Origin of the sequence: Acinetobacter sp. YH12251 (genome assembly GCF_013417465.1) — a bacterium.
GTDB classification, from domain to species: domain Bacteria; phylum Pseudomonadota; class Gammaproteobacteria; order Pseudomonadales; family Moraxellaceae; genus Acinetobacter; species Acinetobacter amyesii.
The window spans coordinates 183,232-200,432 of record NZ_VPDZ01000008.1 but is presented as its reverse complement, the minus strand read 5'-3'; the positions used below and the strand labels follow the sequence as shown (position 1 = coordinate 200,432).

The window sequence follows — 17,201 nt, the reverse complement described above, 5'->3', positions numbered from 1 at the left end:
TTGTTCCATTTTAGAGATTTGTTTAAGATAAGATATAACTCATTGAGATGTGTCATAGTATTCGTCGTTAGAAAACAATTATTGTGACATTATTTCAATGAGTTATCTATTTTTGTCGTGTACAGAGTACATGATTATAATAATGGAGATACTCAATGAGCGACGACGTTAAAAAATGTCCTGTCACCCACCTAACAACTGATGCTGGTGCTCCTGTTGTAGATAATCAGAACAGTATGACGGCAGGTGCACGTGGTCCTTTACTTGCCCAAGACCTATGGCTTAATGAAAAACTCGGTAATTTCGTTCGTGAAGTAATTCCAGAGCGTCGTATGCATGCCAAAGGTTCTGGTGCTTTCGGTACATTTACCGTGACTAACGATATTACCCAATATACCCGCGCTAAAATTTTCTCAGAAGTTGGTAAAAAAACTGAACTTTTTGCTCGTTTCTCTACCGTAGCGGGTGAGCGTGGTGCTGCAGATGCAGAACGCGATATTCGTGGTTTTGCCCTTAAATTCTATACTGAAGAAGGCAACTGGGATTTAGTTGGTAATAACACCCCTGTCTTCTTCCTACGTGATGCTCGTAAATTCCCTGACTTAAACAAAGCAGTAAAACGCGATCCTAAAACTAATAAGCGTAGTGCAACTAATAACTGGGATTTTTGGACTTTACTACCTGAAGCTCTACACCAAGTTACGATTGTGATGTCTGACCGCGGTATTCCAGATGGTTACCGTCATATGCATGGTTTTGGCAGTCATACTTTCAGTTTTATTAATGCCAATAATGAACGCTTCTGGGTTAAATTCCACATGCGCACTCAACAAGGCATTAAAAACTTAACCGATGCTGAAGCTGAAGCGATTATTGCCAAAGACCGTGAAAGCTCACAAACCGATCTGTTCAATGCAATTGAACGCGGCGATTTTCCAAAATGGAAAATGTACGTTCAAATTATGCCTGAACTTGATGCAGAAAAAGTACCTTATCACCCATTTGATTTAACCAAAGTATGGCCTAAAGGCGACTATCCGTTGATTGAAGTGGGTGAATTCGAACTCAACCGTAACCCTGAAAACTATTTCCAAGATGTTGAACAAGCCGCTTTTGCACCAAGTAACTTGGTGCCGGGCATTAGCTTCTCACCTGACCGTATGCTGCAAGCGCGTTTATTCAACTATGCTGATGCTGCACGTTATCGCGTGGGTGTAAACCATTACCAAATTCCTGTAAATGCACCACGTTGCCCTGTTCATTCCAACCGTCGTGATGGTCAAGGCCGTATGGATGGTAACTATGGTGCAACACCGCATTATGAACCAAACAGCTTCAGCCAATGGCAAGAGCAACCACAATACAAAGAACCACCATTGAAAATTACTGGTGATGCTGACTTGTGGGATTACCGCGAAGATGACAGCGACTATTTCAGTCAACCACGTGCATTATTCAACTTAATGAATGATGAACAAAAACAAGCATTGTTTAATAACACTGCTGGCGCAATGGGCGATGCACTCGACTTCATCAAATATCGTCATATCCGTAACTGTTACGCATGTGATCCAGCTTATGGTGAAGGTGTTGCAAAAGCATTAGGCTTAACTGTAGCGGATGCGCAAGCTGCTCGTGCAACTGATCCAGCTCAAGGTAATCCAGGCTTGCTTTAAGTTTTATCTTTGAATAAAAAAACCACCTTTTAAGGTGGTTTTTTCTTGGCATTAAATATTCCAATTACCTTCTAATTAATCCTTAAACAATCAACTTTTTGCCTTCATGCATGGTTAAAAATGGATTCATTAACTTTGATGTTTTTCGCATTGCATGATGTAAGTCATGTTCAGGTTGGTCTCTAGCTTCATCAGTCAACTGAAACGTCCGATAATGCATTGCCAATGAACATTTTGACTGTAAATCTTTATGCGCCTGAAAAGCTTCTTCGGGATTCATGTGCAAATATTTCATTAAACGACGTGGCTCATAAGCTCCAATCGGTAATAACGCTACTCGGGGTGCACCTAAGCGTGTATGGATTTGTTTGAAATGTGCGGCATAGCCCGTATCTCCAGCAAAGAAGAAATGTCCTGTACTATGCACGATGGAAAAACCTCCCCATAAGGCATGATTTTGATCTCGCCAACCACGACCTGAACCATGCTGTGCAGGCGTATAAACGATACGCAAATCTTCAAACATTTCCGATTGCCACCAATCAAGTTCAATGACATTGAAATGTGTGGGTAAATAATAAGCATTGCCTAAACCAGTATAAATCGGCATAGCAAATTGTTCATGTAACCAATTCAAGGTTGCTAAATCCATATGATCATAATGATTATGGCTCAGTAAAACCCCATGAATTGTAGGTAATTCTTCTAAGGCAATTCCTGCAGGACAAGCACGTCGTGGTCCAGTCCCTTGACGTGGGCCTGCATACTCCGCCCATACAGGATCGGTCAAAAAATTATATGGCCCAATTTGAATCAAAACCGTCGCATGTCCGACAAACCAAACCAACCAATCATCCATTTTAGCCAATGGCCGATTGTGCGGAATGCTACGCGAAGAAGCAAAAAACTGTTGGTATTCTTGCTCACGATCTACTTTCCATGTATCGCTTTTACGCGTCATGATCCATTTCAGCATATCTTTACGCGTAAACGCATCTGGATTTCGAAGGGTATTAAAGAATTTTTCCCCATTAAAATGGTCAGTTGCCAGATAATCAAATACAGGCTTCGTCCACGTATGTTTCATACAGCTTTTAGTTCTGATTTGAAACTGTGCTGATTGAGTTTTTTGATTCATGTGTATTTAAAATTCATTCACTATGCTGACAAACCTTGCAAAGTATTTAACCTCGCAGACCTATTGATCAAGACGACCTTTCATGCGCTCAAGCCAAACCTTCCGAGATTGAGGCTTGACAAAGAGTGCCACAATTTCAGGATGAAGCTGTTTAATTTGTGCTTCAATTCTGTTGACACAAGCTTCTATATCATCTGACGTTAAATTATCTTTAAATTCAAGACTCAAAGATGCCAAAACTTGATGTGCACCCATCTGCTCTGTTAACACCCCATTGGCAGAATGCACTGCTGGATCTTGCTCTGCAACCATCAAGACATTATGCCTCAATTGTGGGTCAGCAGTTTCTCCCATGAGCAATCCTTTAGTCTCACGTGCAAGTAAGATCGCTGAAATAGCGAGTACAACCCCAATTAGAATTGATGCCAGACCATCAAGCATTGGCATATTCAGCGCGTGTGATAAATAGATACCGATCAGGGCAATAAACAGACCAATCAGCGCTGCTGAATCTTCAAATAACACGGTAAATGTCGTCGGATCTTTACTGCGTCGAAATGTTTCAAAATAGCCCTGTTTCCCTTTGATTTTACGAAATGCTTTCAATGCCACAAACCAAGACGTCCCTTCACACAAAATCGCAATACCTAATACGATATAGTTAATCATCGGATTTTGCATTTCTTCGGGATGATAAATATGACTAACCCCTTGATAAATCGACACGATCGCACCCAAAGCAAAGACCATCAACGCCACAATAAAAGCCCAAAAATACAGCTCTCGCCCATAGCCAAACGGATGGCGTGCATTTGCTGGCTGCTGCGATTTTTTCATACCGTAGAGCAGTAAGATTTCATTTAAAGTATCAACCACAGAGTGAATAGCTTCACTCAACATGGCCGAACTATTCGTGATATAGGCAGCGACAAACTTCACCAGTGCAATCGCTAAATTGCCGAAGAGCGCTGCATATACCACGATTTTGTTAGATTCAGACATTTAAAATTGTCCTAAATTTATTTTTATCAAACAGATCTATTTGATTTTATAGCTCATTCCATAGTACTCAAACTGACTGTAGCTGTTGTTTGTTATTTTGTTGTTTTTACACCAACTGTCGATTGTTTCGACAATGCCATCATGTTCCATGTGAAACACGCTCTTTAGCGCAAAGGGATAGAAAAAAAAGGAAGCCGCAGCTTCCGTATAATTCTCTAGATGTACGAGGTTCAACGTACTTTATTAAAATATTGCTCGCGCCACTCTTTCCAAAAGTACATCACAATACCAAACATCACGACCACGATTCCAACAAAGGCATTGGAGCTAATATGTTCACTGTTCAACGTCGCTCCCAAAACCAATGCTATGACAGGTGTCATCACATTACTGAGTGACACCGTTGATGCCGCCAAACGTTTGATCAGCCAGAAGTAACACAGCATCGCTACAATGGATGACATGATCATAGTAAAGACAAATCCAATCATCGCACGGCCGCTTGGCAATTCGGTTGGAAAATGCTGCCAAATAAATGGAATAATGAGCATCGATCCTAAAGCAGAAACAATCAGGGAACCGGTTGCCTGTGACATCGGCTTTAACGGTGCATTAATCTGCTTCACCCAAAAAATCGAACTAATATACGACACCATGCTGATTAGCATCAGTACAACGCCAATTGGATTGACTTTGCTATCAGCAGAATCTGCAAAGACAAAAGTTAGACCACCCACTGCAACCGCCATGCCCAACCACTGCAAAGCGACCAATTTATGTGTTTTTAAAATTACATGCCCAATCAAACCGGCAATTAAGGGTGAAAAACCAAAAATCAGTGCCATTAAACCAGAGGTGAGATAATTGGCTGCGAGATAAATAAACAACTGTGCGCCAATCAAATTCAAACTCCCTGCCACATAACTTTTTAATGAGGTTTCATCAAACGGCAAAGGATCACGCATCAATTTCAACAGAAACAGCGCAATAATAGATGCGCCGAAGTAACGGATAATCAACACCCACATCGGATGTATTTCCTGTACACTCCACACAATCGCGAGCGGCGTCGTCGCCCAAATCAGTACCAAAAGAGCATATATACTTGCCGTCAGCGGCAGTGAAGATTTCATTTCATTCTCAAATTTGATTGTTCTAACGACTTAACCTGAAACCCACTATTCAGATCTGGAACTACTCGTAAGACCATTAACTAATAAAGTTTAAGACCAATTATTGCTCTCCACTTTATCAACTAAATTGGAGGCGGTATGAATGCCACCGATCGTTTGGGGTATATGGACTTCTCCTCAAACGATCAATAATCTCCCCTAGCCCCTCTTTAAAAAAGAGGGGGAACCATCCAAAAGAAATCCATTCTTCACAAAGACTACTCCCTCCTTTGAAAAAGGAGGGCTGGGAGGATTAAAACCGTTGAATAGTTCTACATAAGCTAAAACTATATAAATGGACTACAAAAATAGCTTTATAAGGGCGATGCTAAAACTAAAGACATAAAAAAACAGACCTACGTTACCGTAAGTCTGCTCCTCTTAGACATTCAGCTTACTTTACAAGTTTACGTAAATCTTGGCTTAAATCTAAATATTTATCCGCTTCAAACGCCGCATTCTTGCTAATCAATTTTTTCAAATGACGCATCTCTTTCGCAGCATTTACAGTAATACCACCCACGATTACACCGTCAGTAACACCAAATAAAACAAATGATGATTCTGCAGCTAATTCAGGATTAACTTCGCCACGTGCAATCCATTCGCTTGCAGCCATATCACCTACAAATTGATAGTTGATATTCAATTGATCTGTCCAGAACCACGCTGGATTTGGGGTTGGATGTTCAACACCCATTACATGACGAGCAAAGATACCTGCTTGCAAGTTCGCATTTTCCCAAGTTTCGACACGACGGTGGTTACCACAGTCACGAAGCTGAGTCGCAACGTCACCCGCTGCATAAATATCTGGATGCGAAGTTTGGCAGTTATCATTCACTTTAATGGCAAAATCAACGTCTAAACCTGCATCAACCGCAAGTTGAGCATTTGGCACAATGCCAATACCGTAAACTACAGCATCTGCACGAAGTTCTTCGCCGCCTTCAAGCGTGATCACCACTTCTTCGCCATCAAGCTTACAGTCAGAAATAGAAGTCGAAAGACGAACATCTACACCTGCAAGACGTTGCTGTGCCAATAAGAATTCACTTAAAACACGTGGAGATGAACGCCCCATCACCATTGGACCCATTTCAATCACGGTCACGATACAGTCTTTAGAACGTGCTGAAGATGCAAGTTCTAAACCAATTACACCACCGCCGATCAAAACAATACGGCGACCCGCTTGTAATACAGGCACCAATGCTTGTGAATCTTCAAGGTTACGTAAGGTATAAACGTGTTTACCCAAAGCATCGAAATTCGGTAAACGGCGTGCTGCACCACCAGTTGCTATAAGCAACTTGTCAAATGCTACAATTTCACCATTTTTCAGTTCAACTGTTTTCGCATCGCTATGGATTTTCACAACGCCATTGCCACGAATATGTTCAACACCGAGTTCTGCCAATTTTTCTTCTGACAGAATTTCGATTTTGGTCTCTTCAGGTTTTAGAATTACGTCTTTAGACAAAGGCGGACGTTCATAAGGAAGATGTGTTTCATCACCCACCAAAATGATTTTGCCTTCATACTTGTTCGCACGGAGTTCTAAAATGGCGCTAGCACCAGCTTGACCAGCTCCAACAATAACGATGGTTTCGATACCATTTTGGCTCATGGGTTTGTTCCTTATTTCAATTCTGCAGATACGATGCCGAAGCCCGCAATCCACTCACTAATATCTTCGTAGCAATGTGTTGTCATGTCGTATTCGCCCACTTCATGTAGTGCAGCAAAAGCAGCCATCCAAGAACGAACTTCTTGACCGCCACGACCGCCTTCAACACGAATTTCAGCTTCAGTCATCGCTTCAATGGCAGCAAAGTCAGCTTTGGCGAAAGTATCAAGCAATGCACGATCCCATTCTGGGTTTAAAGGCACTGCGACAGAAGTATCACCCGCTGCGAGTTTTTGACCGACAGCAATGATTTTGCCTTGACGTGTATTACGTGCCTCTTCAGTTGGGTTACGACCTGCAATCAGGAACTCTTCCACTTCTGGTGGAACTGAACCCATTTGCGGCGTTGGTGGATCATGAGACAAACCACCTGTACCCAAAACAAGTACACGTTCATTTTCTAAGTTCAATGATTTAATGAACTGACCGACTGCACGACCCAAAGCGACTGTACGCTTGGTTGTTGGCATCGGCGCAGCTGCACCATTGATAAAAATTGGAATCGTTGGATAACGATCAAGCTTGCCACCACAAAGGAAATGTAATGGTTGAGTCACACCGTGGTCTGCCTGCATACGATAAGAGTATGCAACATCGACACCTTCATCCAATACGCGACGAACCAGACTGATTGCTGTTTCTTCAGGCACATTGATGTGGTCATTGTCTTTACCATAATCCCAATCACCTGCTGCTTTGGCACGAATACCGACGCAGAAAGATGGCATGAGGTCATAGAAGAAACCATTGAAATGGTCTGGACCAAAAGTAATGATCAATGTTGGATTATAGTCTTCAACTTCTTTAGCAAGTTTGGCAAAAGTTTCGCGAACTTTTTCCTCTTTGTATTTCTCTTGCGGAGAAGCGAATTCCATTAGGGGACTGTGCGATGCACAAATAAGTTTAACGGCCATGGGTGACTCCTAAACGGAAGGCAGCCAAGACGGCTGCCGAGTAAGTCCTTTACGTATTTGGCGAATTAAATCTCGTCAAAGAAGCCAGCACGTGGTTGACGTAAACCACGGATACCCAGACCACATTCAGCATTAATTAAAACACCAGTTAATGGGCGGTTGTTTTGACGAGAAGCCAATAACACGTATGAACCAGTCATATCTTCAGGTTCGGGTAAGAAATTGAGCGGCATGCCGCGTGCAATCTTCTCAGGATCACGTGCATCGAGTAGACCGAGGTTTTCTTGGCCTAAAGACGCAGCGCCTTTGATGTTGACATTCATACCCGACGGAGCAACAGCGTTCACTCGTACTTTAGGCGCAAGCTCGTAGGCTAATTCTTTCATAATCCCAACGCCAGCATGCTTAGACGCTGTGTATACAGGGCCTCCGCCTGCCGAATACAGTGCTGAGTTAGACAAAGTAAATATGATAGAACCTTCCGAAGCTATCAATGCATCAAGTGCAGCTTTGGCACCTAAGATGAGAGATTTGGTGTTAATACCCATAATCTCATCAAAAGCTTTTTCCAGCTGTTCACCCGATGTATTGACGATATCTGCGTAATGATCCCAGATACCTGCGTTTCCGACGAAACAGTCAAGTTTGCCATAATGTTCTACAGTTGCTTGAACTGCACGAACATTATCCTCATAGCTGGCTACATCTCCTGCGATCGCAAGCACGCGGTCACCAAAATGTTCTTTCAATGCATCAACTTTCGATTGAGAACGTTGAAGAACAGCAACTTGTGCACCTTCTTCTAAGAAACGTTCAACCAATGCCCAGCCTAAGCCTGAACCACCACCGGTAATAAGTGCAACTTCGCCTTGTAGCCAACCCATGATTACTCTCCTGCCATCTCTACGTATAAAGCACCATCTTCAACAATCACAGGGAATGTCTTGATAGGATCTGTTGCTGGTAAGCATAATGCTTGACCAGTTTTCAAACAGAATCGAGCCGAATGAAGTGGACATTCAACAGTGCCATCATCTTCAAGGTAACCTTCAGACATTGAAGCATTACCATGTGAACAACGGTCGTTCATCGCGAAAAATTCGCCATTGTTGTTGAATACTGCAAGCGCATCGATACCGTTAACGCCGCAATCTACTTTCAATGCTTCGCCTTCGTCTAATTCGTCAACTTGGCAAACAAAAATCTTATTCATTAGAAGAACACGCTCAGGTTATGTGAGTTGTAAGTCACCTGATCAAGGGTAATCTTACGGTTGAAGATTTCGAAACCTTGCTCAGTGTCAACTTTGCGGATCTTGTCGTGACGCTTACCACAGTAGATTGTTACATCTTTCTCTTTCTGGGTGCGGTACAACAAGTACGTTACGTAAACGTCGTATTCGCCTTCAACTTCAGTCGCTTCAACAATCACATTTGAAACCATGTGTGTTGTACGTGAAGGAGGTTCTTCAGCCCAAGCCATACCTGTCTCTAAACGAGCTACACGGCGTTCCAACAAATCTTTAGTATCGTTAAATACCCAAGTTGTTGGCGGCTCAATCGAACGACGACGGTCACGTGTTTGCGCGTTTGGTGTTGTGCGTAGCGTATAAGAAATATCTTCCGCTAATACAGCTAACCAATCACGGAACTTCCAATCGTCCAGCAATTTTGCTTCACGATAAAGAAACTGACTAATTTGGTGATGGAGTTCTAAACTAATTTGACTCATTTCATAAGCTCCTTCTCATATTCGTCAGCCGCAGCTTCAACGTCTTCCCATTTTTCATGAATCAATAGGTCAGCCCAACGACGGTACATACCTCGTGCAGCTGTTTCTGAGAAAATGTAGTTGGTGATACCAGGGATACCATCTTCACGTACTTTCTCGTTACCTTTACCCATTTCCATAATTAATTTGTTTTGACGGGCTTTATAACCACGTAAAACTTTTTGAATTTCAATCCAGTTTTCAGAGTCATCTTGCTCTAGGAAACCAGCAGGACCGAAGGCACGTGTTGCAGAACGTTCAAATGCTGCTTGTACATCTTCTGGCGCGTCCGCATCACAGATACAGAATGCCCATACTTCAGTTTTGTTTGGACCACGTGGGTGCCATACACGAAGCGTTGCAGTACCGTTCAACCAAGATAGTGTTGGGAACATAGTGTTGTGACCAGCAAGACGCAGTGCACGAGTTTCACCTAGGCGTTCTTTCACTTCTTCATACGTTTCACGGAAGTAGTTTGCTACTTCACCATCCACCCATACGTTTGCGTCTGGTTTCTCAGTGAAGAAGAAGCCTGAACCGTGACCACGTGAACCGTATTGGATCGCGTCTTTGGCAGTTTCCCAAACTGGACGGGCAGTTTGTGCAGCACCTAATTTCTTAGAAGATTCATCATCTGGTTTAGCACCAAGCACCTGAATCGCAGATGCATGAGAGAACAACGCGTGGTATTGGTCAGAAGCGAACTGTTCAGCTGCAAATTTCCAGTTACAGTCGATTTCCCATTTGTGTACACCACCAACGATCACAGTACCACCTTCACGACGGTCTACAACGCCGTCCAGGTACCAAGCGATATCGCCCATGTATTCTTCTAGATCTGGAGTTGTTTCATCCCAGCAGCCGAATACTAAGCCTTTGTATGATTTAACGCGGTTAACTTCTACCAGACCCCATTGCTCTTTACATGCACCATGTGGGTAAGCACGATCTTCAAGCGGGATATCTTTTAGAGAACCGTCAATACCGTATGACCAGCCGTGGTATGGGCAAGTGAACGCACGTGTATTACCACAGTCCGCGAAGCTCACACGCATAGAGCGGTGACGACATTGGTTTAAGAATGCTTTGATTGAGCCATCTTTTTGACGTGCCACGATGATTGGATCTTCACCCATATAGGTATTGAAGAAATCGCCAGCTTTAGGAATTTGGCTCTCATGGCATAGGAATAACCATGTACGACCGAACACACGTTCTAATTCAAGTTCGTAGATGTCTGGATCTGTATAGATAGATGGCGTGATACGTCCATTTTGTGCATCGACTAAAGCATCGATTTCGCGCACATCAATTTTTCCACTCATGAAAAGCTCTCCTGTGACCATAAGGCACAAAGTAATAGACTCAACTTTTCAACGATGATGGATTTTAGAGCGATATTCGGGAAATATTTATTTTGTTTTAATTAAGAGATTTTATGGATTATTACGGTAGATTTTTTTTATAGTATTTTTTTTAAATTACCGAGAACACCATTTATTTCGTGAATGGCAAAATAATCCTCACGCAATAGTTGTTTATAGATTATACTGAACGAACTTCTAAGTAAGACATTTTTTGGATTACTCCACGGGTTGATTATATGGAATTACGACACTTACGCTACTTCATTACTGTTGCTGAAGAACTCAATTTCAGTAAAGCTGCGTTAAAACTTTATACTGCTCAACCTTCTTTAAGCCAACAAATTAAAGATCTTGAAGAAGATGTCGGCGTAAAATTGTTGCACCGGACTAAACGCAAAGTTGAGCTCACAGAAGAAGGTGCCGTATTTCTAGAACAAGCACGTTTGACACTAGCTCAAGCAGACAAGGCCGTAGCGATGGCACGTCAGGTTTCACAAGCCAAGCAACAGATGCTGCGCATTGGTTTTGTGCCTGTCGCAGAGATGAAAATCTTCCCTTATGTACTGCCTAATCTACGTGTTCAAAACCCAGAACTCAAAATTGAATTACTTAGTTTAAATAATCGCGATCAGATGAAATTGCTGCAAAAAGGTGAACTAGATATCACTTTTACTCGCAATAACTTTCATAGCGACGAAATTGAAAGTCAGTTTGTATTACGTGAACCATTGATCTTTATTTTACCCAAAGATCACCCTTTAGCGAAGTACGAACGTATTCCAGTTAAAGCATTGAATGGTATTGATTTTATCATTCCTGCACGCGAGCAATCAGGCACATTGCATGAAGCCATTTTAGACTTTGCTTCTAACCATGGCGTTCAATTTAATATCGTGCAAAAAGCCGACAATATCCTGTTTAACATTAACTCCATCGGCATGGGTTTAGGCTGCACGATCCTACCGGGATACATCGCGCCATTGACCATGAACAATACTGTGATTCGTCCTTTAGATGTCGAATTACCGTATCTAGACCTGTACGTAAGTTACCGAAAAACGGCGAGTTCTGTGGCTGTAGATAAATTCCTTGAACTGCTAACCAAAGTTTTTTATCTCGATATCAATCGCGAACAGCGTTAATTTTCGCCAAGTCATAATTTATAGATATAGCACCATTATTTTTGAAATAAATAATGGTGCTTTTTTTATGGCTAAAAAGTCGCTTTTTTAATCGTTTAAATGTTTTAATCGACGCATTTTATCTATCATGCATATCGATTTGATGGAAAATAACTTATAAATTTTAGTTTAGACATTGATAAAAATTGCTAAGAATAGCCGATTTACAACTTAAGTCTAATAAATAATTCCCCTTCCCCAACCATTTAGATGAGCTTATTTTATGCCTTTTTACTGATTTAGACCGTACACTGTCGACCTTTTAATGAGAATAATACTCATTTAAAGTATTTCTTTCAAAAGATTTATATAAAAAAAAGGATGGCAAAACCATCCTTTTTTTGAATTTCATGTCAGTGACAAGAAATTACACACCACGCGCTTTTAAATAATCTTTAATCACGGTGTTGAATTCTTCTGCTTTTTCAACTTGAGACCAGTGGCCACATTGGCTGAAAATATGCGCATCAGCATGAGGAACGGTATTCAAAATATCCCACGTACGAGATACAGGAATCACCACGTCTTGTACACCGTGAATCAACAATACTGGCACAGTAATGTCTTTCATTTTTTCAAAATCTAATGGGAATTCGAAACGGTCACGGTCGCGTGCGCCAACAACATCCATCAAACGATTTGATGCATAGTCATTTGCAGCAGATGCAAAACGTACTTTTACTAATTCATCAGTAATCAAGTCTTTGTTTACAACAAACATAGACAAGGTTTTCTTGATGCCTTCTTCAGTTAATACAGGGTTCGCATGTGCTTTAAGTGCTGCAGTTTGTTTCGCGCCGCCTGTACCCATAGACACGATACCCAATACACGTTCTGGATAGTCCAAAGCCATTTGGAATGCTAACCAGCCACCGAGTGAGTTACCCACTAACCAAGTTTTTTCAATACCTAGGGCATCTAACGTACGTACAGCGTGATCAACCCAAGCACGGATACCATAAGCAGTATTCGGTGCAACAACAGTTTGACCATAGCCAATCGTATCGATAGCGATACAACGTGCTTGTTCACCAATTTGTGGAAGGTTTAACCACCAGTTTGCAGCAGCAGATACACCTGTACCTGAACCGTGTAAAAATAGAATTGGTGTACCTTCACCCACTTCGTGGTAATGCGTTAATTCGCCTTCAGCAGTTTCAATCCATTTATCTTCTAAACCAAAGAATGAATCAGTTGTATAGTCAGGAATCTGAACAGTGCTCATACATGCTCCTCGTATTGCGTAGAGCTTATGTTTCAATCCATAACGGATTTAAACACAAGGGGGACTCTTTTGGATTTTATGGTTTTTACAGTCTCATATTACCTGTTCAGCCACTGCTAACTGATACATATTTACGATCACAAACAACAAATAGACTATAATTTAAGTTATTGTTTTTTAAATATATAACTCAATAATATACCCATAAAATCTTTGAGGTATTTCTTTTTTGAATAGCCTAGCGAATAAAAAGGGAAGCAATGAATCCACTTCCCTCTTTTTTATCCTGAGAAATTAGAACTTATAGGTATAAGTTGTCGCGACACGGTACTCTTGCAAGTCAGATTTGTAATCGAAATCGGCATCGATATACATTGCCTGGAAGCCTAAGCCCTTCAACTTACCTTCAGGCACGGTGTAGTTCACAATTAAGTTCAATTCATCTGACTTCTGATCTTTAAGACCAGCAATTTCTGCATCTGAACCTGTGAAATACACAGCAGTTGTATTTAAGCCTTTCACACCCATTTCTGAGAAATCATAGCCATAAGTAAAGCCCCATGATTTTTCATTTTTTGCAGTAAATGTTGCTATACCCCAGTTGACTAAGTACGGCTGCGGCACCCATCCACCCAGTGTTGGGAATGCATTATCACCAAACATTTGTTGATAACCCAAACCAAAGGTATGCGAACCGTAATTCACTTTCGCACCAACCGATAACGCTTGGTTATCAATTTCGCCATATAGTTTGTCACCCGAATCCGAGTTATCGAAGTAACGGATATGGCTATCCAGTTTGGCTTTGTCACCTAACTTAGTTTTATAGTTCGCGCCGACATATTGCTGTGTGTAAATGTCTTGAACATCGGCATACCAATAGCTACCACCAATTTCAGGTGTAAATTGATGGTCAATACCCGCAATATACATTCCATCAGAAGTTGGCCCAAGATCATAATGGCCCACGGTGCCATCTGGTAATCTTTTACCTGGAGCGAACATTGATAAATCACGGAATTGGTTGTCATAACGGTTATTGATCCCGTCAATGTATGCCAAAGTTAACTTAGTATCTTTAATCTCTTTCGATTCTAACCATGCACCGCTATAAGTCGTCATTAACTGACGTGATGGATCGAAAACCAACACTGGAGAAACTGGTAATAACTCACCCACTTTCAACTCAGTTTCAGATACTTTGGCTTTCAGGGTCACGCCCACTTTACCAAAGTTATCTTTTGATTCTTTACCATCGTGCGGCAAGATCCAGTCTGGGTTTTTATCACGTGCATTAAGTTTAAATGCATGTTGAACCAAAAGGTCAGCACCCACTTGAATACCTGCACCAATATCTTGATACCCTGACTTGGCATCCAAAGTCACACCCTGTGACCATGAACCCCAATTACCCGCCGGATTTTCTTTAATTTGACGGTCTAAGTAGAAGTTTTTAAATTTCAATTGTACTTGGCTGTCGTCAACAAAGTCCGCATAAGTTGCAGATGTTCCTAATGTTGCTGTCGCAGCAAGAATTGCTATCCATAAATTTTGACGACGCATGGCTTATTTCCCAGTAATCAAATTAAGCTATGGCACCATCATGCTCAACAATACCTTGGAAAAAAATCCGACTACAGTATTAAGGTTTATCAGGCTTTTGTACAACTTGAACTTTGGAAGCTATTTCTGCTTATTTTCCTTAGAGATTAAAACAATAACTCTTTTTTATCATTTAGAACGACTGATTAAATTAACCCCATGTTTTATTAACGTAAAATTTAAAGTTTTTTATTTTTCGCAATTACATACGCTGTATTAATTGCTTTTAAGTTTAATCAAAGTTTTCTACTGAGATTTATCCTTATTTAAGTTATAAAATTTAGCTATCACATAATATTTAATTTATATAATCATCAACAGCTTAAAGTTAAATTTTACTACTATGGCTGCTCGAAATCAGCCATTGGTTCGTAAGATATTTCTTATTTCAATCCACTTTTCATGCCTCAAATCAATCTCAACGTAATCTCAAGCCCATCTCAAACCAACACAGCCACTTCAGACATAAAAAAAGCGCCCATTTCGGGCGCTTTTTGATTTAAAGCAAATTAAGCATTGGCTTCTTTTGCTTTAGACATGGTCAATGCCAAATCTTCGATCATATCTTCTTGACCACCAACAGTACCACGACGACCAAGCTCAAGAAGAATTTCACGCGCAGAAACGCCATATTTCGCTTCAGCACGTTTCGCGAATAACAAGAATGATGAGTAAACACCGGCATAACCTAAAGTTGCTGCATCACGGTCAGCACGGATCTGATGTGTCATCATTGGAATGATTAAATCTTCCGCAACATCTTGAACTTTAAACAAGTCCACACCTGTCTCCATTTGCATACGGTTGGCAACCGCAACAAACAATTCAAGTGGAGTATTACCTGCACCTGCACCTAAACCTGCAGAAGCTAAATCGACACGCGTTGCACCAGCTTGAACCGCTGAAACAGAGTTCGCAACACCCATACCTAAGTTATGGTGACCGTGGAAACCGATTTCGATCTCTGAAGCCAGGTTGGCACGTAAAATACCCACGCGGTCAGTCACGTCTTGAGGCAACATATAACCAGCAGAGTCAGTCACATAAATACAGTTTGCACCGTATGACACCATTTTGCTGGCTTCTTCCAAAAGTTTTTCAGGAGTTGCCATGTGCGCCATCATCAAGAAGCCCACAGTGTCCATGCCAAGTTTACGTGCAGCAGTAATGTGCTGTTCAGAAACGTCAGCTTCAGTTGAGTGCGTTGCAACACGAATGGTTGCTACACCAACATCATGTGCCATTTTCAAATGGTCAACCGTACCAATACCAGGAAGTAAAAGTGCAGATACTTTCGCCTGTTTCAGGTTTGGAATCACCGCTTTTAGGTATTCTTCATCGGTTGCTGCTGCAAAACCATAGTTCACAGAGTTACCGCCTAAGCCGTCACCATGCGTAACTTCGATTAAAGGTACACCTGCATCATCCAAAGCAGTTGCAATGGCAACCATTTGTTCAGGTGTAGTTTGATGGCGCATAGGATGCATACCATCACGTAAAGTCATATCATTAATAATAATCTTAGACATTTTGGTATTCCTTAAGCTTCAGCAGTGTTTAATACGCGTTCTGCAAACATTTCTGCAGTACGTGCAGCTGCCGCAGTCATAATGTCGAGGTTACCTGCATATTTAGGAAGATAATCACCTAAACCTTCAACTTCTAAGAAGATTGAAACACGGTTACCGTCAAATACAGGACCATTTACAAGTTTGTAACCTGGTACATATTTTTGAACTTCAAGAATCATCGCATGTACAGATTCAGTGATTGCTGCTTGATCTGGTTCACCTTCAACAAGACAGTGAACAGTATCACGCATCATCAGTGGTGGCTCAGCAGGGTTAATGATGATGATCGCTTTACCTTGTTTCGCACCGCCCACTTTTTCAATAGCGCCAGCAGTCGTACGAGTAAATTCATCAATGTTTTTACGTGTACCTGGACCCACAGATTTTGTTGATACTGTTGCAATGATTTCGCCATATTCAACAGGCTGAACTCGTGAAATCGCAGCAACCATAGGAATCGTTGCCTGACCACCACATGTCACCATATTGACGTTCGGAACTTCACCGGCATCCAATAACGCTTCTAAGTTTACTGGTGGTACGCAGAATGGACCGATTGCAGCAGGTGTTAAGTCAATCATTAACACGCCAAGTTCATTCAATTTACGGCTGTTTTCAGCATGAACATAGGCAGAAGTTGCATCAAATGCGATTTTAATGTCGTCTTCAATTACGTGTGGAAGTAAACCATCTACGCCTTCAGCAGTGGTTTTTAAACCCATTTTAGCAGCGCGAGCCAAACCTTCAGACGTCGGGTCAATACCAACCATCCATACTGGTTCTAAAAATTCGCTGCGTTGAAGTTTGTAAAGCAAGTCAGTACCAATGTTCCCTGGACCGATCAATGCACATTTAATCTTTTTCATGAATGTGTACTCTTAAAAATTCCGTAA

General features: G+C 41.5%; 15 protein-coding genes. 2 read left to right on the top strand and 13 right to left on the bottom strand.

Going from position 1 to position 17,201, the window contains the following annotated elements; genetic code table 11:
- Positions 1–155: 155 nt before the first annotated feature.
- Positions 156–1,676, top strand: a complete 1,521-nt coding sequence (locus FTV27_RS09175) for a catalase (protein WP_111884100.1) — start codon at positions 156–158, stop codon at positions 1,674–1,676.
- A gap of 82 nt (positions 1,677–1,758) precedes the next feature.
- Here FTV27_RS09175 and FTV27_RS09170 read toward each other — a convergent pair whose 3' ends face one another.
- The 9 genes from FTV27_RS09170 to hcaE all read right to left on the bottom strand — a co-directional run bounded on the left by FTV27_RS09170 (position 1,759) and on the right by hcaE (position 10,687).
- Positions 1,759–2,814, bottom strand: coding sequence for an MBL fold metallo-hydrolase (locus FTV27_RS09170; RefSeq protein WP_180078123.1), 1,056 nt, complete (start codon positions 2,812–2,814; stop codon positions 1,759–1,761).
- Positions 2,815–2,874: 60 nt separating this feature from the next.
- Entirely contained in the window at positions 2,875–3,816 is a 942-nt protein-coding gene (locus FTV27_RS09165; RefSeq protein WP_180078121.1) for a cation diffusion facilitator family transporter, read from the bottom strand.
- A 230-nt stretch (positions 3,817–4,046) separates the two neighbouring features.
- Complete coding sequence (locus FTV27_RS09160; protein ID WP_078192769.1) at positions 4,047–4,949, bottom strand: DMT family transporter; 903 nt, start codon at positions 4,947–4,949, stop codon at positions 4,047–4,049.
- 433 nt (positions 4,950–5,382) lie between these two features.
- Positions 5,383–6,618, bottom strand: a complete 1,236-nt coding sequence (gene hcaD / locus FTV27_RS09155; protein ID WP_180078119.1) for a 3-phenylpropionate/cinnamic acid dioxygenase ferredoxin--NAD(+) reductase subunit — start codon at positions 6,616–6,618, stop codon at positions 5,383–5,385.
- 11 nt (positions 6,619–6,629) lie between these two features.
- Positions 6,630–7,592, bottom strand: coding sequence for a 3-carboxyethylcatechol 2,3-dioxygenase (locus tag FTV27_RS09150; protein ID WP_180007135.1), 963 nt, complete (start codon positions 7,590–7,592; stop codon positions 6,630–6,632).
- Positions 7,593–7,657: 65 nt separating this feature from the next.
- Positions 7,658–8,476, bottom strand: a complete 819-nt coding sequence (hcaB, locus tag FTV27_RS09145; protein ID WP_078192772.1) for a 3-phenylpropionate-dihydrodiol/cinnamic acid-dihydrodiol dehydrogenase — start codon at positions 8,474–8,476, stop codon at positions 7,658–7,660.
- Between the two features lie 2 nt (positions 8,477–8,478).
- Positions 8,479–8,805 (bottom strand): 3-phenylpropionate/cinnamic acid dioxygenase ferredoxin subunit, encoded by a 327-nt coding sequence (hcaC, locus tag FTV27_RS09140; protein WP_067763933.1) that lies wholly within the window; start codon positions 8,803–8,805, stop codon positions 8,479–8,481.
- Positions 8,805–9,323: a 3-phenylpropionate/cinnamic acid dioxygenase subunit beta gene (gene hcaF / locus FTV27_RS09135; RefSeq protein ID WP_067763936.1), complete on the bottom strand. Its 519-nt coding sequence runs from the start codon at positions 9,321–9,323 to the stop codon at positions 8,805–8,807. Before hcaF ends, hcaC begins: the two co-directional genes overlap by 1 nt.
- Positions 9,320–10,687: a 3-phenylpropionate/cinnamic acid dioxygenase subunit alpha gene (gene hcaE, locus FTV27_RS09130; protein ID WP_078192774.1), complete on the bottom strand. Its 1,368-nt coding sequence runs from the start codon at positions 10,685–10,687 to the stop codon at positions 9,320–9,322. The genes hcaF and hcaE overlap by 4 nt, the downstream gene beginning before the upstream one ends.
- Positions 10,688–10,965: 278 nt before the next feature.
- On the opposite strand from hcaE, the gene hcaR reads away from it, so the two are divergent.
- Positions 10,966–11,871 (top strand): DNA-binding transcriptional regulator HcaR, encoded by a 906-nt coding sequence (gene hcaR, locus FTV27_RS09125; RefSeq protein ID WP_078192775.1) that lies wholly within the window; start codon positions 10,966–10,968, stop codon positions 11,869–11,871.
- 406 nt (positions 11,872–12,277) lie between these two features.
- Here the strand turns inward: hcaR and FTV27_RS09120 are convergent, their stop codons facing one another.
- The 4 genes from FTV27_RS09120 to FTV27_RS09105 all read right to left on the bottom strand — a co-directional run bounded on the left by FTV27_RS09120 (position 12,278) and on the right by FTV27_RS09105 (position 17,174).
- Complete coding sequence (locus FTV27_RS09120; protein WP_078192776.1) at positions 12,278–13,135, bottom strand: alpha/beta fold hydrolase; 858 nt, start codon at positions 13,133–13,135, stop codon at positions 12,278–12,280.
- 294 nt (positions 13,136–13,429) lie between these two features.
- Positions 13,430–14,698: an OprD family outer membrane porin gene (locus FTV27_RS09115; RefSeq protein ID WP_180078117.1), complete on the bottom strand. Its 1,269-nt coding sequence runs from the start codon at positions 14,696–14,698 to the stop codon at positions 13,430–13,432.
- A 548-nt stretch (positions 14,699–15,246) separates the two neighbouring features.
- Entirely contained in the window at positions 15,247–16,266 is a 1,020-nt protein-coding gene (dmpG, locus tag FTV27_RS09110) for a 4-hydroxy-2-oxovalerate aldolase (protein WP_111884105.1), read from the bottom strand.
- Between the two features lie 11 nt (positions 16,267–16,277).
- On the bottom strand, positions 16,278–17,174 hold the full coding sequence (locus FTV27_RS09105) for an acetaldehyde dehydrogenase (acetylating) (RefSeq protein WP_180024489.1): 897 nt from the start codon (positions 17,172–17,174) through the stop codon (positions 16,278–16,280).
- Between the last annotated feature and the right edge of the window lie 27 nt (positions 17,175–17,201).

Coding starts and splice junctions, on each gene's coding strand:
- FTV27_RS09115 (WP_180078117.1), bottom strand. CDS start 14,698: ATGCGTCGTCAAAATTTATGGATAGCAATTCTTGCTGCGACAGCAACA.
- dmpG (WP_111884105.1), bottom strand. CDS start 16,266: ATGTCTAAGATTATTATTAATGATATGACTTTACGTGATGGTATGCAT.
- FTV27_RS09120 (WP_078192776.1), bottom strand. CDS start 13,135: ATGAGCACTGTTCAGATTCCTGACTATACAACTGATTCATTCTTTGGT.
- FTV27_RS09160 (WP_078192769.1), bottom strand. CDS start 4,949: ATGAAATCTTCACTGCCGCTGACGGCAAGTATATATGCTCTTTTGGTA.
- FTV27_RS09175 (WP_111884100.1), top strand. CDS start 156: ATGAGCGACGACGTTAAAAAATGTCCTGTCACCCACCTAACAACTGAT.
- hcaE (WP_078192774.1), bottom strand. CDS start 10,687: ATGAGTGGAAAAATTGATGTGCGCGAAATCGATGCTTTAGTCGATGCA.
- hcaD (WP_180078119.1), bottom strand. CDS start 6,618: ATGAGCCAAAATGGTATCGAAACCATCGTTATTGTTGGAGCTGGTCAA.
- hcaC (WP_067763933.1), bottom strand. CDS start 8,805: ATGAATAAGATTTTTGTTTGCCAAGTTGACGAATTAGACGAAGGCGAA.
- FTV27_RS09170 (WP_180078123.1), bottom strand. CDS start 2,814: ATGAATCAAAAAACTCAATCAGCACAGTTTCAAATCAGAACTAAAAGC.
- hcaF (WP_067763936.1), bottom strand. CDS start 9,323: ATGAGTCAAATTAGTTTAGAACTCCATCACCAAATTAGTCAGTTTCTT.
- FTV27_RS09150 (WP_180007135.1), bottom strand. CDS start 7,592: ATGGCCGTTAAACTTATTTGTGCATCGCACAGTCCCCTAATGGAATTC.
- hcaB (WP_078192772.1), bottom strand. CDS start 8,476: ATGGGTTGGCTACAAGGCGAAGTTGCACTTATTACCGGTGGTGGTTCA.
- FTV27_RS09165 (WP_180078121.1), bottom strand. CDS start 3,816: ATGTCTGAATCTAACAAAATCGTGGTATATGCAGCGCTCTTCGGCAAT.
- FTV27_RS09105 (WP_180024489.1), bottom strand. CDS start 17,174: ATGAAAAAGATTAAATGTGCATTGATCGGTCCAGGGAACATTGGTACT.
- hcaR (WP_078192775.1), top strand. CDS start 10,966: ATGGAATTACGACACTTACGCTACTTCATTACTGTTGCTGAAGAACTC.